Below are 16067 nucleotides of genomic sequence, written 5' to 3' on the forward strand. Positions count from 1 at the left end.
AACCCGATATGATTACAGCGCGCGCGCGATAATCATGCGTTGGATGTCCGAAGTGCCTTCGTAAATTTGGCAAACCCGCACGTCGCGGTAGATCTTCGCAAGCCCAAATTCCTCAAGGTAGCCATAACCGCCAAGCGTCTGGATCGCGCCGGATACGACAGCTTCGGCCATCTCGGATGCAAAAAGCTTTGCCATTGATGCTTCCTTCAGCGCCGGTGTCCCTGAATCTCTTAGAGCCGCCGCCGAGAGGACCATAAGCCTCGCTGCCTCAAGCTGCGTTGCAAGGTCAGCTAGCCGGAAACCCACGGCCTGATGTGCGATGATTGGAATCCCCATCGATACCCTGTCTTTGGCGTATAAAATCGCAATCTCGAGTGCGGACTGAGCCATGCCAACAGCTTGAGCCGCGATACCGATGCGGCCCGTTTCAAGATTGGCAAGTGCGATCCGGTATCCGTCGCCTGGTGCCCCAAGTACAAGATCATCTTCAACAAAAAGATCGTCGAACCGCAAGGCGCACGTATCCGATGCTGTCTGACCCAATTTGTGCTCAACTTTTTCGACAACATAGCCTATCCGGTCCGTCGGTATGAGAAAAGCTGTCATGCCCTTGCGGCCTGCGGCCGGATCAGTAACAGCGACGGCCATAACTAACTTCGCGATCTGCCCTGATGTAATAAACTGCTTGGCTCCGGTCAGCCGCCAGCCTCCATCCACACGGTTGGCTTTTGTGCGAATTGCGGCGGCATCGGACCCTGCATCACTCTCTGTTAGTGCAAACGCACCGATCATTCGGCCCGAAATAAGCTCAGGCAAAAATCTCTGTTTCTGTTCTGCAGTGCCATCTTTGAGTAGGCCGGAAATAAGAATTGAGTTCTGGATCGAAACAATAGTTGAAAGCGCTCCGTCAGCAGCCGCCAGTTCGATCAGCGATAGCGCGTAAGAAACATAGTCGGCATCGGCACCTCCATAGGCTGCCGGTGCAATCAATCCGAACAAGCCCAGTGAACCAAGCTGTTCGAAGAGATTGTCGGGATATTTGCCTTCGCGCTCGTAGCGGGCCGAATTCGGACGAATCTGGTCTTGGGCAAAAGCGCGAACGCCATCACGGATTGCAACCTGTGTTTCAGTGAGAATCATTTAGGTACGCGCCCTGTCTGCTTCTGTCCGCTCCACGAAACGGCGAACAATATGATTGGGGTGCTAGATACCTTGGCAATGGACGGGCCAAGACAAAAGTATGGGAGCGATAGCCAGTCGAAGTGGAAAAGAAATCTAACGACACTTTAGGGAGAGTTGAAATGCAAGGCACAGCCGCTGTTCTGCGCGAACCGAACAAGCCCTATTCCATTGAGCCGATCCGCTTCGATGCGCCGTGCGCAGGGGAAATTCTCGTCAGAATTCATGCTGTGGGCATCTGTCATACAGATATGGTTTTTGCCTCAGGAGCAATGGGATCACCTTTCCCACTCATCCTCGGGCATGAAGGCGCCGGCGTGGTCGAGAAGGTCGGAGATGGCGTCACTAAAGTTCGGCCAGGCCAGAAGGTTTTGCTGACTTTCAATTCGTGCGGGCAGTGCAGCCAGTGCCATAGCGGAGACCCCGCCTATTGCGACAATTTCGTTGGGCTCAACTTTGCCTGTGTTAGGTCGGACGGAAGCTCATGCGCGCATGACCATTCAGGACCGGTCGCTGCAAGATTCTTTGGACAATCTTCATTCGCTTCGCACGCGATCGCTCAGGAGCGGAATGTGATCGTTTTGCCCGATGAAGCAGAACTCACCACCCTTGCCCCGCTCGGGTGCGGGGTTCAAACGGGTGTAGGCGCCGTGTTGCGCTCCTTGAATGCGCAAGCGGGTTCCAGTCTTGTCATAGTGGGCGGTGGTGCCGTTGGCCTCAGCGCCGTTCTCGGTGGCAAGATTGCGGGCTGCGCATCGATCATCATGATCGAGCCGCAGCAAGCCCGTCGGGAGCTCGCGCTGGATCTGGGTGCAGACCATGCCATCGATCCGGCAGCGGGCGAAACGGCCGAACAGGTCAGGGCCATCCTGCCTCAAGGCGCCCACAACATCGTCGACACAAGCGGCAATGTGGGAGCGATATCAGCGGCTCTGGGCATGTTGGCCCCGCATGGCGCGCTTGGCCTGGTAGGCGTTCCCGGCAGCCTCGATGCTGTCCTGCCGCTGCCCATCGTGCCCGCCATCACCTATGGCTATACGATCAAGGGCATTATCGAGGGGGATAGCGATCCTGACACTTTCCTGCCCGAACTGATCGCATTGCACGCCGCCGGCAAACTACCCATAGAAAAATTCTCAACTATCTATCCGTTCGACCAGATCAACGAAGCAATCGCTGACAGCCATTCCGGCAAGTGCGTCAAGGCGATCCTCGAATTGCCCGCGTAAAGGAACCAAGACCATGACTCACGATACACTCAGCATGACAATCAACGGCCAGGCGGCGGACTCGCAAAACCGTCTTGAGGTCGTCAATCCCGCCTCGGGGGAGGTCTTCGCTTCGGTTCCGGATGCAGGCGCGTCGGAGCTTGAAGCCGCAATTGCAGCGGCCCGCGCTGCCTTTCCAGGCTGGCGCGATACGCCATGGGCGGAACGGGCCGCGATTGTGAACCGGATTGGCGAAACCATTGCTGCCAATGCAGCCAAGCTTGCCAAGATGCTGACCCGCGAGCAGGGAAAGCCGGCAGAGCAAGCGCAGTTTGAAGTGATGGCGGCTGCGCAATGGTGCCAGGCAACCGCCACTCTGTCGTTACCTGACCGCGAGGTTGAGGCCGGTCCCGGGCGCCGGCAGGTCACCCGCTATGTGCCTATTGGAGTAGTAGCCGGTATTTCGCCATGGAATTTCCCAGTCGTGCTGTCGATCTGGAAAATCGCCCCGGCCTTGCTCGCGGGCAATACGCTGGTTTTGAAGCCTTCGCCGTTCACCCCGATGACCGTGCTTCGGATCGGCGAGCTGATCCGCGATTTCGTTCCGGCAGGCGTGATTAACATCATCACCGGAGGCGATACGCTCGGACCCATGATGACGGCACACCCTGGTTTCGACAAAGTCAGTTTCACCGGTTCGACCGCGACCGGACGCAGGGTGATGGAAAGCGCGGCACCGACGCTAAAACGGCTGACATTGGAACTGGGCGGCAACGATGCCGCAATTGTCATGCCGGATGTCAACGTTCCAGAAACCGCCGCGAAGCTGTTCTGGTCCGCCTTCACCAACAGCGGTCAGGTTTGCGTGGCTACCAAGCGGGCCTATGTCCATGACGATATTTATGATGCGTTTCGCGATGAAATGGCGAAACTTGCCAAAGCCGTGCCGATGGGCGACGGCAGCCAGCAAGGCGTTGCGCTCGGCCCCATCCAGAATAAACCGCAATATGATCGGGTAAAAGGGTTGCTCGCCGATTGCGAGGCAAATAGCTACGGGCTGTTGCGAGGAGAGGCACCGCAGGACGGCGGCTTTTTTGTGCCGGTGACTCTGGTTGACAATCCACCCGAGGAAAGTCGCATCGTCCGTGAAGAGCAGTTCGGCCCGATCTTACCTCTCATTCGATTTACCGACGTCGAGGATGCCATATCGAGAGCGAACAACACCGACATGGGGCTTGCCGGAACGGTATGGTCCGCTGACACCGACACCGCCATGCGGATCGCCGAACGGTTGGAGACCGGGAATGTGTGGATCAACGAAGGTCTTGCGTTGTCCCCCTTCGCGGCATTTGGCGGTCGTAAGCAGTCCGGGGTCGGCGTTGAAAATGGTGTAGAAGGTTTAATGGCTTACACAGAACCAAAGACCTTTGTAGTGGCGGGGTAACTTCGATGCAGAGGTGGGTCCAAATGTCCACCCTTCAAATGGTTCTCCACCTCTCTGCCATTATATCTTCCGATTGAGCGATCTGCCATTCACTGCAGGGCCACCTCAACCGGAATGCCGGTTAGTACCGCAATGCCCGACAGGCTATCCCACTCATCCTCATCGGTGAGCGCATTAAAATTTGCTCCGGGCATTTTGGCCGCAACCGACATGCGGGTGCTATCGTCGCCATGATCGTGACCGTGAGGGAGCGTAATGACGCCCTGTTTTATGCGGTCCGTAATTCGCGCAGTTACCTGAATTTGCCCTTTTCTTGACCTAATGAGAACTGTCGCTCCATCGAATATCTGACGGTCGCGCGCATCGTCGGGATGGATTTCGAGGAAGCTGCGATCCGGGCCTTTGGCCAAGGCCCCGATATTGTGCATCCAACTGTTGTTCGATCGCAAATGCCGGCGCCCCACGAGCAGAAGTGTCGAGTCGCTGACTTGACGCGTCAATTCGTCTCTTAGGGATGCCAGACCTTGTTTCATCAAGGGCGGAACAAGCTGGATGAACCGGTCGGTCGTGGTAATTGTTTCGCGAAGCCTCGGGATCATAGGTCCCAAATCTATGCCGTGTGGCATTTCTTGCAGTCGGGTAAGCGTCAACCCGTCGGCGCGCGCTCCGAAGCGATCGCCAAAGGGGCCGCAGCGGATCAACAAATCGATAAAGCGCGCAGGTCCTTGGTGAACTGCGACTGCGTTAAAACAATCCGCAGGGCTTATCTGCTCTGCCAGTTCGGCGTCGGCCGCAAGTGTTTGTGCGATCATCCCCTTCAGCGCCTGTTCTTCAAGGGCAGCCGGCTCGATACCTAGTATCCGTGCATTCAACCGCAACAGCAGTTCGCCATCTCCCGGTGTCTCTTCAGGAAATGCGGCGCCGTCCCATTTGGCGTAAGAACGCACCATATAGGGCGGGCTGAACGGTGGGTAATGAACCTGTTCGAGATGTCCGGACGGCGGCAGGATTACATTGGCAAAGCGCGTCGTCTCGTTGAGATAGAGGTCGATGCTAGCCATGAAATCGAGGCTCGCCAAGGCTTCTGCGTAGCGAGCAGAATTGGGGCTGGACCGAACCGGGTTGCCACACAATGTGAGCATTGCGCGAATTTGTCCTTCGCCGGGAGTCAGTATCTCGTCTGGAAGGGTCGCAACGGGACTGAAGCCCGATACTTCAGGCAATCCCTTGACCCTTGTCCGCCAGCGATTGTTGGGTGCGATGCCATCCACATAGGTCTGGTTATAGATCAGTGCCGGAGTTACCGGGAGCGGGAACATAGCTCCGCCCTCCCGATCGAGGTTGCCGGTCAGGATGTTGACTACATCGATAAGCCAGGAAGTGAGGGTGCCGAATTTCTGGGCTGTTGTGCCGATGCGTCCGTAGGCTACTGCTGATTTCGCCTTTGCAATTTCACGTGCGAGCCTGTGAATTACTTCAGCATCTACTCCCGTTTTTTCAGCGACAGATGCGGGTGAAAAAGGCGCGACGAGATTTCTCAAGTCATCGACGCCCTTTGTAATGTCAGCCAGAGTGCCAATAGAAACGAGATTTTCCGCGTAAAGTACGTTCACAAGCGCCAACAAAAGAAACACATCGCTTCCCGGTTGTATCGCGATATGGCTGTCCGCCACTTCTGCTGTTTCCGAACGGCGTGGATCGATAACGACCAGTTTACCCCCTCGCGCGCGTAAAGCTTCAAGCCGTCGGGGCCATCCTGGCGCCGTAACCAGACTACCATTTGAAACCATTGGATTTGCCCCGATAACGAGCAGGTAGTCGGTTCTATCGATGTCAGGGACGGGGATCAGTGCTTCGGAGCCGAACAGTTCCGTCGAGGAAACAACCTTGGCGATGTGGTCAATCGATCCGGCGGTGCCCATATTCCGGCTTGGCAGAGTCAGCGCAAAAATTCCGCCGTAGATTACAAGCCCTAAATTATGGGCGACTGGATTGCCAATGTAGAGCCCGAGCGCATCGTTTCCGCACTTTTCCCGAGTTTTGCGGATCGCGGTCGCCGCTTCGTCGAGCGCACTGTCGATATCTGTTTCGACAAAGTCCTTACCTCTCCGGACCAGCGGGCGACGCAGTCGGTCCGGATCGTCTTCAAGCAACCGTAACCCTTGCGATTTGGGGCAGAGGAAGCCTTTGCTGAACGGATTATCCTTGTCGCCCTTGATCGAGATTACTTGCCGGCTGGCAGAATTGACTTCGACGACCAGACCACAGCATGCCTCGCAGAAGGGGCATAGCCTGGTAATTTTCCGGTTATTCAAAGCTCTGTCTCCCAAGCAGAAAAGGTCGGTGATCTGGTGCTTTGCACCGGATCAGCCGACCGAATTTTCATGTGCTATCCGAAGGGAATAGCATCCCCATCATCAGAACTTCACGCCGACGGTCGCTCCGAACGTACGCGGGCTGCCAAGCGCGAGATAGTCATAGGCAAAGGCTGCACGCAGATCGAGGCCGTACACGTGGTAACCCTTATTGAAGATATTCTTTGCCCAAAGCGAGCCATAGAATGTGTCGCCATCGAGACGGAGCTGGCCGTTAACAAGCCAATAGCCGTCCTGTTGTTGCCGCACATTGGTGATTGCGTCGCCGATATATGACGGTTTTTCGTTAAACGGTGAAAACCATTGCTGACTGGCATAGCTGAAATTGCCATTGACCACGACTTTTCCAACGCCTGTTTCGGCTATGGTCCAATCTGCTCCCCCACTCCAGGTCAGTTTCGGCGCAAACGGCAGCCGGTTGCCATCCAAGTTTATGCCAGACAGCATCAGACCCTTATACTTCGTACTGAGAATGCCCAATGTCGAATTGATCTTGAAGTTATCCGATAGCAGGGCAGTCATTTCTGCCTCAAAACCCAGGATCTTGGCCTTCGGTGCACTGCGGAGCAAAGCAACCGCTCCGATAACCTCCTGCAACTGCTGGTTTTTATAGTCATAATAGAAGCCTGCGAGGTTCAGGCGGAGGCGACGGTCCAGCAAATCGGACTTGAGGCCTACTTCATATGCGTTGACCTTTTCAGGAGCGACAAAGTCAATCTGTGTTGGAGAGAGATAACCACCGCCATTTATAGCGCCCGCCCGATAACCGCGCGAGTAGCTTGTATAAAACAATACATCGTCCGAAACCTTGTAATCGAGACCGATTTTGCCGGACAAGGCTTTAAAATCATCTGATCGATCAAGGAACACAGCCGGGTTGAACGGACCGGGTGCCGGGATTGTGTTGAACACAGGCGTCAAATTATAGTCAATGATGTTGGCATTTCCCCGGGAATAATTGAGGCTATCCCATGTATATCGAAGCCCCAGTGACGCGGTGAGTTTGTCGGTCAGCTCGTATTCCACCTGGCCGAAAATTGCCTTGGACTCGCGGGTTTGGCGATAGCGGCTGTCCACGCCAAATCCGCTGGTCGCTGCCGGGAATGGCAACGCGAACGGCACTATTCCATCAAGGAAGAACAGGAACTGGAATTGGTTGTAAACATCTACCCGGTCCCAGCCATAATAGCCGCCGAGGATCGCTTTTATCCCATCCGCGTCGTAATTGACCCGTACTTCCTGATTGAACTGCTTGAACTCGTCGTTCCAGTAAATCTGCAATATATCCATGGGGGCGTTGTCGGCGTCATGTTTCAATGTGCGACCGCCGCTGTCGTAAGACGTGATACTTGTTAGTGTCCAATCACCACTGTTGTAGCTTAGGTTGAGTAGACCACCGGTCCCATCAAATTCGAATATACCGGGATCATTGGCTTCTACCTCGTAAAAACCGAGCGATCCGCGTCCATAACCGGTCAGAGGACTGACGCCCGTAGGTGTTGCGCCAATGAAGTGGTTGCCGACCTGCCGAGGCTTATCCTTGCCATGGTAGAATTTCGCGAAGAGTGTGAAATCTTCGCTTGGTTTAGCCAGCAGGCTTACGCGCACACCTAGACTGTTTTCGGATTGTAGATCCTTGCCGCCCGGGAAGAGGTTGTCGACCATCCCATCCGACTTGATGTAATTGCCAGCAATGCGAATTCCGACTTTGTCCGGGATCAAGGTTGCATCAAGCGCACCCGATGCTTCGACACGGTTGAATTTCCCATATCCCAGTTCGACGAAGCCCGACGTTCCATCGAGTTGCGGCCGCATGGTGATAAAATTCACGGCACCGCCGGTAGTGTTCCGGCCGTATAATGTTCCTTGCGGCCCGCGCAGCACCTCGACCCGTTCCAGATCGTACAGTTGCATGCCGTGACTGGTTCGTGAAGCCATGTACGCATCGTCGATGTAAACCCCGATCGGTGATGCCTGGTTGGCATTATATTCATTCGCAACCGAAATACCACGAAGCGAAATATTCGGCTGGGCTCGTCCATAAGGCGAGATGATCTGCATATTTGGCACGACCGCACTGAGATCGGCCGTTTCAAAGACACCCTTTGATTGCAGATCATCGCCCCCGATTGCTGTAATTGCGAGCGGCGTTTCCTGCGATCTTTCCGAGCGGCGTTGTGCTGTCACGACGATGTCGCCGATCCCAGCTTCCTCTTCACCCGTTTGTGCTTCCTGCGCATAGGCAGGAACGGTTAAAAGTGCTGCGACGCCTGCGCATAGTGTCAGGCGGGTTTTGATACGGCGCATGTAAATCTCCCTCATTATTGGCCGAGAATGTTTTGTTTGTTCTCCGACAGCCATTGTCGGAGGGTTTTTGCTGGTTTTCCGGTAAGGAATTCGACGATGTCCGACTTGCGCCAAACTGTTTCATTGTCCTGCTCGAACTGGAAATAGTTGATGAAATACTCATCGGCGTCTGGGCGGCCGATATAGGCTTTCACACCTTCGCCGCAGATGCGCAGAAACGTTTCGTCGGTCCCGTCATATGCGATTGTCTCGTTGAAAATGTCAGACATCAACAAAGCAACCTCGTCGAACCGCAAGACATCATGCCCGTTGTCAAGATGATAAGTCTGGCCGACGTGCCGAGGATTGTCGGACAGCAGGATTGCCGCAGCGCACGCGCCAATGTCATGCGTATCAATGAACCCCATGCGCCGGTTGCGCGGCACCGAAAGGACGCGCTCAGCCTGAATTGGACCATTGAAAAATGGGGTGAGGAAGTTCTGCATAAAATATGCAGCGATGTTGATAAATGTGATTGGCAGTCCGCTCTGTTCGAGGATCGCCTTGGCCCGCAAATGTTGAACTGCGGTGCCCCCGCCCAACGCTTTCAAACTGTCGGGAACCCGATCAAGGGTCATGCCGGGAGGATCCGCAATCAACCGCACCACATGACGCAAACCTGGGTTGGTTCTTGCCGCGTAGATGAAATTCGTCATCGCGCGCTCTTCGTCGAGAAAGTCAGGCGTCACAATGAAAGCGCCTTCAACCTCGGACAGCGCAGCCTCGAGCGAAGTCAGGTCATAATAGTTAGCGATGAAGATTTCAGCCCCGGGAAAGGTCGCTGCCAAATTCGCGCGTCGATCCTCGTTGCGTATGATCAGCCGCAGAATAGTTGAGGGTGAATTTGCCTTCACCCACGCGGCGAGCGGCCGACCAATGTGGCCATTCGACCCAAAGACCGCAATCCGCGCCAATGGCGGCTTCCTATCACTACCCCTCACTGCTGCCATTACAGCCTCGCACATCCTATCCTGAATGTGCCTAATGCATCGTGAGCGGCGGAACCTTCCCAACCGAAAGTTTGGTTTCTAGGCGAGTTTCCTAATCTGCTCTGGAAAAATCAGTTTATACGGGTACGAGGCCCAAGCTGCGTGCTCGGTGTATAGCGGCGGTGCGATTGTTTACGCCTAACTTGCTGTAGACATTGTAAAGATGCCATTTCACAGTTGCCTCGGACATTGAGAGTCGTCCCGCAATTTCACGGTTGCGCAGACCTGCAAGTAGCAGCTCTACCATCAACTTCTCCCGCGCCGTCAAGGGCTCCAGTGGGGTTTGCAATTCGTCGTCAGGTTTTGCTATCTGGCTTTCTAGGCCGAGGCGCTCCTGCAATATATGCAGGAAATCGACTTCTTTGCCCTGAGGCGACGATCCGTGCTCAAATCCCGCCATTGCAGCGGCTACAAGCGGACGAGAGAGTTGAGCATCATCGATGAATATTTGAGTAAGCCCGCGTTCGCATGCGACTGCTACCGCATCGAGAAAGGCACGCACGGCCTTTACGCTATCGCCCTGATTATAATGGACTGCGGCTTTAAGAATGAGAGCCTGGAGCAGCCGTAAATTGCGCCCACCATGTCGCGCTGTTCCGATCAGCCCCGTCAATATTCGAAGAGCCTCATTCCAGGTTTGGTCTGCAATCGCTACACGTGCCGATACGATTTGACGGAGTTCCTTGACACTGGGCAAGTCCGCCTCCCCCTCATCCTGTCGCCTTTCACCAAGCGGCTGTACATCAGTGATACTCGATGCTTCCTCTATTGCTTCCTCGTTTCGACCCGCCCGAAAAAGCAACAACACCCGTTCATATCGCAAAGTGAAAGCAAGGCGCGGCGCATAAGCTTTCGCTAGTCCGGACTCCATCTTACGAGCCAGCGTTAGTGCGTCCGAAGCTCTATTCTTAAACGCGGTTACCCGCAGACAGGCTGCCAAGCCAAAAGCCGCCGTTTCGCTGACTCCATGTTCGGCAAGCATATGGACGTTTTCGCTGACCAGGGCATGCGCGCTTTCTATTTCTCCCAGATGATAGTGGGCGGCTGCCCCGAGCAATGCCAAAGTGGATGAAATATTGCTGGGCGCTTTGGGTGTTTCAGACCAACCGGTTCCCAATGCTTCAAGCCGTGCAAGAGCCTGCTGCGGTTCTCCTGCGACTAAATCCATTGTCATCCCGATGCCGCAGACCCAGGCCGTGCCATATGTGCTGTCACTGTCCGCAATCGCCCGTTGCGCAAGGTCGAAAGCGCGCCTTGCGCCTGATAAATCTAAAAAGGCCAGCGAGGACAGCACGAGGCTGCAGGCGACGGTAGCGCGATCAAACGGATTAACATTCTGATTGTTGCTCAGCCAGTCGCTTGCGGCACGACGCGCAGAGACCATGTCATCCATAAAGGTTGCCGATAGGGTATCCAGCAGACCGATTTGGTTGCGCAGGCCTTCGTCGATCTGCGTTGCATTACCAATTTGCACATTTCGATGCAGGCTTGCCACCAACGCCGCCGCCTCCCGGTAGCGACGGGCGAAGAACATGGCCCATGCCTGCCAGTAGAGCAGTGTTGAATCATTATCGATCATGCCCTTCGGAAAACGCGACAATAGCTGTAAGAAGGTCGCAAGATCGCCGCGTACCGAGACAAGTTCCGGCGCCAGTTTGGCGAGCAAAGATCGTGCCCGATCTGCGTCGCCCGAAAGCAGGGCCATGTCGATGGCTTCTGCCAAATGCGCGTTGGCTTCATACCAGTAGCCAGCCGCCCGGCGCATCTCGGCCTGCTCTTGTCTGGGAAGGAGGTCGAATTGTGTGAGAAGATATTGACGGAAAATCGGATGATAACGATACCAGCCGCTGTCGCTTTCCAGCTTGACGATAAATAGATTGTTGCGCTGTACTTGATCGATCATGTGAGCGGCGTCAGCGCTTGGAGCTACTGCTTCGCACAAGGAAAGGTTGAACTGTTCCAGAAAGCAGGTGGCTACGAGAAAATCCCGGACTTCGGGTGGCTGGCCTCGCAGGACTTCTTCGGAGAGATATTCGGCCACATCGGCATCGCGCGATGATATTTCCTCCAGCAGCCGCTTGGTATCGGCTCCTTCTTTTAGAGCGAGAAGGAAAAGGCGAATGGCTACAGGCCATCCTTCTGTCCGCTCCAGAACGCCTGCGAGATCGACGCTGCCGTCATGAGGAATAACCGACCTGGCAAGCGCGGAAAGTTCGTTTTTGTTGAATGCCAGATCCCGAACCCGCAGTTCAGCTACTCGACCGGCAAGAATGAGTTTACGGGTCGCAAATCCCGGTTTGACGCGCGAAGATATGACGAGGTGCAGATAGGGCGATTCCGTTAAAAGCAAGGCTTCGATCAAGGCGTCACTTTCTTGCGATTGCGCAAGATGATAGTTTTCAATGATGACCGTAATGTGAGCCTTATGTTGCTCAAGCTCTGCGTCAATGAGGCCCGCGAAAGAGGCAGCGCTGGCTTCAAGGCCGAGGTTATCATCTTCCGCAAGTCCGCCGGCTGCGCCACTCGCTTCAAGCAAAAATGCGGCCACTTTGCGGGGAACGACATCTGTGCGATCGCAATTGTACCAGAATACTGTCTTTTGGGACGAACAAAGAGCCTCGTAAAGCGACGTAAGAAGGACAGTCTTGCCGTAACCGGCTGGCGCCACCGCTAGGGTCAACTCCTTCGACTGTACATCGGCCAAGAGCTTGTCGAGTAAAGCATCCCTGCGGATCAAGTCGTTGCCTGATACCGGCGGTGCCGTTTTGCCTCTCGGGTAGTTCAAGGGAGCTGTTGTACGCTTCAAATTCCGATCCTGTTCGGTCCGGATATAGCGTCAATCTTTGCGACTACCCATACTTTTGTATGGGTAGTCATGTTCGCAGTTTAATGCTCAGTGAGCACATTCTTTCGTGGCGACAGCCCGAACGTTGGAGGCATAAGTGGTTCCTTTGCCAATATTTCATCACCGCGTAGCTTCATTATTTTGATGTAATTATAGAAGGGTGCGGTCGGGTAAAGATGATGGATTAGGTGGTAATTGTGATTGGCCATCAGAGGGGACAAAATCCATTCCCCGCCGATACGCAACGCGGTCGCCTTATACTCGTCTTCCTTAGCATAGGTTTCGAACGGCTGATGGGTCAGGAAGCTGAACACTAGGACAAACAGGAACGAGCTGATCCGGGTTGGAATGAACCAGAGCATCAGCAGTTCCATCCCATAGCCCAGCCAGATGATCAGCGCACAACTCGCGAGGATAAAAGCGACATAGGCAAACAGAGCCGGGTATTTGCGACGCGCAAAATCGCCGCCCTTCTGGAAGAACCATTTGGTGTAGTAATAGTCGAAATTCAGCCAGCGGAGCGGAAACCAGATGTCCAGCTTGTGCGCATAACCATCAGGATCGCGATCAGGGTCGTTCGCATATTTGTGATGCGCCATATGGATGTATCGGGCCACGTCCATTGGCGCGAGTGGTGCGAAATAAACCAGACCGATCCGACCCAGCAGTTCATTTATCCATTTCGTCTTGCTGACAGCATTATGTGAGGAATCATGAACGACACTAAACAAATAGTAGGCCGTGACTCCATTTAAGAGTGCGCCAAGCCAGAGCGAAAATCCGTGAACTATCGCGGCATACCACACACCGCCGATAATGCTGGTGCACACAACGAATAGCGCCACCGTCGGCCATGCCACCTTGGGGCACGACCGTAATGCATTGAACTCTGCATTTGCACTCTGCGGCGATGTTGACATCAGACTCTCCTGGATCGAGCGTTTCCTGCACAATGCCTGTCTGCGGACATCAGCGCCTCGACAAAAGTTTGGCTTGTTGGAATTTTCAGCGAGCAACGCCTAGCTAACAGCCCTGTCCAGCCCCTTCCAGAAGGGCTCGCGCAATTGGGTCTTCAGGATCTTTCCGGCGCCGGATAGTGGCAGGCCGGGCATGATTTCCATGCTGCGCGGCACCTTGTAGCCGGCAACCAGGGTTCGACAATGGCTCTGCAAAGCGTCCAGTTCGAGCGTACACCCCGGCCTCAGTACGACGGCGACATGCACGGTTTCGCCCATCTGCTCATGAGGGATACCGATGACAGCATTGGCTGCCACTGCTGGGTGGCTGGCGACGGCATTTTCGACTTCAGCAGAATAAATGTTTTCGCCTCCCGATATGATCATGTCCTTGGCTCTGTCGACGATGTACACATACCCTTCCTCATCCATCCAGGCCATATCGCCGGTATGCAGCCATCCGCCACGCAAGGTCTCTGCGGTCGCATCGGGCATGTTGTAATAGCCTTGCATCACGTTCGGCCCCTTGACGATGATTTCGCCAACCTCGCCGCGGGGAACTTCACGGTCGTCGGAATCCACAATCCTGAGATGGACATCGAAGGTCGATCGCCCCGCAGCGCGCAGCCGGTTCGGGCCACCTTCGGCCACGACATGCTGGTGCCAGGGCAATGCGCAGATAAAGGCAGCGCTCTCGGTCATGCCATAGCCTTGGGTCAGGCGAACTCCGGGAAAGGCAGCCATGGTTCGCCGCAGCAGCGTTTCGGATGCGGGTGATGCTCCGTAGAGGATGTTGCACAGGCTTGAAGTGTTGAAATCGCTAATTGAAGGATGGTCGGTGATGGCCTGAAGCATGGCTGGAACAACCAGCGTGTCGGTCACCCGATGCCGCGCGACATGATCGAGCACAGCATCAGGGCTGAAGGCAGGGAGCATGACATGCGTGCAGCCACGCAGCACCAGGCACATGGTCATCAGCATGTCGGCGAGGTGGAACATCGGTGCCACATGCAGGCCGACTCCACCTTCGTTGAATACGCCCTCGGCCAGCATCGACAGGCCGGAGGAACACAGATTGGCATGGCTCAGCATCACACCTTTGGGCCGCCCGGTGGTACCGCCGGTGTAGAATATGCCCAGCAGGTCGTTGCCGCCTGCACCTGCATTTGGCAATGGTTCCGAAGCATGAATCAGCGCATCAAGGCCCAGAATATCTCCCGAATCTTCGGACCCACCCATCAGGAAAATATGTTTCAGATCCGGGCATTGCTGTCGCAGTGTAGGTATGAGCGCGATATGGTGCTGATCAACCACGATCGCCTGGCATGCCGCATCATTCAGCGAATAAGCTATCTCGCTAGGGCTCCAGCGGAAGTTGACGGGCACTATGATGCCTCCGGCCCACGAAGTCGCCAGATAGACTTCAAGATAATAATCGCAGTTGAGTGCGAGCACCGCAAGGCGGGAGCCCTTTGATAATCCCCGTGCGGCGAATGCTCCGGCAAGCTGTTTGGTCCTGGCGGAAAGTTGAGCAAAAGTCTGGCTACGCGAACCGCATATTGTCGCCGTCATATCCGGATGTTGTTGCACGGCTCTTTCCAAGCCTTGTGTAAACTGCATTATCCGAGCCTCCCTATTTCTGTTGATGTCGGTCAGATGCCCACGCCGCCATCATTGCGTCTGCATCCATGTTTTCCGGTATCGAAGCTTGTGTACGTGAAAACCTTGGCGCCGGAAGATGATGGGCGAAACCCTCGCGCTCCACATAGGTGCCCCGCCACTTCATGTGAGGGTGAAGCCCCGCCTCCCTTAGATCATAGACTGGGGCGAAGCATGCATCAGTTCCTTCAAATATCTCCGTCCATTCAGCTCTTGTTTGCCCCAGAAACTGTGCAGCAAACCAGGCCGACCGATCCGGCCAGTTGGATTTGTCATATTGATCTTCAATCCAATTGGCAGGTGCTCCAACGGCTGCCAGCAGCTCTGCGTAGAATTGTGGTTCGAGTGCGCCGACCGATATTTCCCTTCCGTCTTTGCAAAGATAGCAACGATAAAAGGGAGCCGCGCCGCTCAATATGTTCGATTGCCTATCGATGGAGATTCGATTGGCTGGATAAAGCCCTGCAAACATGCTCATCATTGATGCCACACCATCAACGATTGCCGCATCTACCACTTGGCCTATCCCGGACCTCTCCCGCTCCCACAGCGCCGACATGATTCCAAAAGCCAGAAACAACGAACCGCCGCCAAAGTCACCGACCAAGTTAAGAGGAATGGTGGCAGGTTCACCCGGCTTCCCGATTCCGGCCAGTGCGCCGGTCACCGCAATATAATTGATATCATGGCCAGCAGTTTTTGCCAGCGGCCCGTCCTGACCCCATCCGGTCATTCGTGCATAAACCAGTCTCTGGTTAACCGCACAGGCCTCCGCGGGACCAAGGCCTAACCGCTCCATAACACCAGGACGATTCCCTTCGATCAGAACATCAGCCTGGCTTATCAGATCGAGACTCTTCGCTCGACCGGCTTCCGAGCGAATATCCAGAGGCAATATAGCCCGACCGCGATCTGCGATAGGATTGGGCCAACCATTGCCTCCCGGCCGGTCAATGCGCAGCACATCCGCGCCTAAGTCTGCAAGCAGCATAGCGCAATGTGGCCCAGGACCAATGCTTACAAATTCAAGGACCCTAAGGCCTGCAAGGGGGCCACCTGTCATCTG

At 55.0% G+C, this 16067-nt stretch carries 10 protein-coding genes and 1 pseudogene; 3 read left to right on the plus strand and 8 right to left on the minus strand.

All coding sequences use genetic code 11. The features are described from left to right. Positions 1-12: 12 nt before the first annotated feature. Positions 13-1140, minus strand: a complete 1128-nt coding sequence (locus FOM92_RS14795) for an acyl-CoA dehydrogenase family protein (protein ID WP_143777578.1) — start codon at positions 1138-1140, stop codon at positions 13-15. A gap of 290 nt (positions 1141-1430) precedes the next feature. Between FOM92_RS14795 and FOM92_RS16260 the strand changes: the two are divergent. The 3 genes and pseudogenes from FOM92_RS16260 to FOM92_RS14805 all read left to right on the plus strand — a co-directional run. Continuing rightward, a pseudogene (locus FOM92_RS16260) lies at positions 1431-1709 on the plus strand (alcohol dehydrogenase catalytic domain-containing protein); the annotation flags it as partial. Between the two features lie 42 nt (positions 1710-1751). Further along, positions 1752-2408, plus strand: coding sequence for a zinc-binding dehydrogenase (locus FOM92_RS16155; RefSeq protein ID WP_246087368.1), 657 nt, complete (start codon positions 1752-1754; stop codon positions 2406-2408). Between the two features lie 13 nt (positions 2409-2421). Next, positions 2422-3831 carry an aldehyde dehydrogenase family protein gene (locus FOM92_RS14805; RefSeq protein ID WP_143777580.1) on the plus strand — a complete coding sequence of 470 codons (1410 nt, stop codon included), beginning with the start codon at positions 2422-2424 and terminating at the stop codon, positions 3829-3831. Positions 3832-3920: 89 nt separating this feature from the next. Here the strand turns inward: FOM92_RS14805 and FOM92_RS14810 are convergent, their stop codons facing one another. The 7 genes from FOM92_RS14810 to FOM92_RS14840 form a co-directional block, all read right to left on the minus strand. Next, positions 3921-6146: a molybdopterin-dependent oxidoreductase gene (locus FOM92_RS14810; RefSeq protein ID WP_211347415.1), complete on the minus strand. Its 2226-nt coding sequence runs from the start codon at positions 6144-6146 to the stop codon at positions 3921-3923. Positions 6147-6248: 102 nt separating this feature from the next. Further along, positions 6249-8513 (minus strand): TonB-dependent receptor, encoded by a 2265-nt coding sequence (locus FOM92_RS14815; protein ID WP_170226912.1) that lies wholly within the window; start codon positions 8511-8513, stop codon positions 6249-6251. Between the two features lie 14 nt (positions 8514-8527). After that, positions 8528-9466 carry an NmrA family NAD(P)-binding protein gene (locus FOM92_RS14820; RefSeq protein WP_170226913.1) on the minus strand — a complete coding sequence of 313 codons (939 nt, stop codon included), beginning with the start codon at positions 9464-9466 and terminating at the stop codon, positions 8528-8530. 151 nt (positions 9467-9617) lie between these two features. Next, positions 9618-12347, minus strand: coding sequence for a winged helix-turn-helix domain-containing protein (locus FOM92_RS14825; protein ID WP_143777584.1), 2730 nt, complete (start codon positions 12345-12347; stop codon positions 9618-9620). A gap of 80 nt (positions 12348-12427) precedes the next feature. Further along, positions 12428-13306: a fatty acid desaturase gene (locus tag FOM92_RS14830; RefSeq protein ID WP_143777585.1), complete on the minus strand. Its 879-nt coding sequence runs from the start codon at positions 13304-13306 to the stop codon at positions 12428-12430. 99 nt (positions 13307-13405) lie between these two features. Then, on the minus strand, positions 13406-14962 hold the full coding sequence (locus FOM92_RS14835; RefSeq protein WP_143777586.1) for a class I adenylate-forming enzyme family protein: 1557 nt from the start codon (positions 14960-14962) through the stop codon (positions 13406-13408). 13 nt (positions 14963-14975) lie between these two features. Beyond that, positions 14976-16064: a CaiB/BaiF CoA transferase family protein gene (locus tag FOM92_RS14840; protein ID WP_143777587.1), complete on the minus strand. Its 1089-nt coding sequence runs from the start codon at positions 16062-16064 to the stop codon at positions 14976-14978. Positions 16065-16067: the final 3 nt, after the last annotated feature.

The organism is Sphingorhabdus contaminans, assembly GCF_007280415.1.
Lineage (GTDB): Bacteria > Pseudomonadota > Alphaproteobacteria > Sphingomonadales > Sphingomonadaceae > Sphingorhabdus_B > Sphingorhabdus_B contaminans.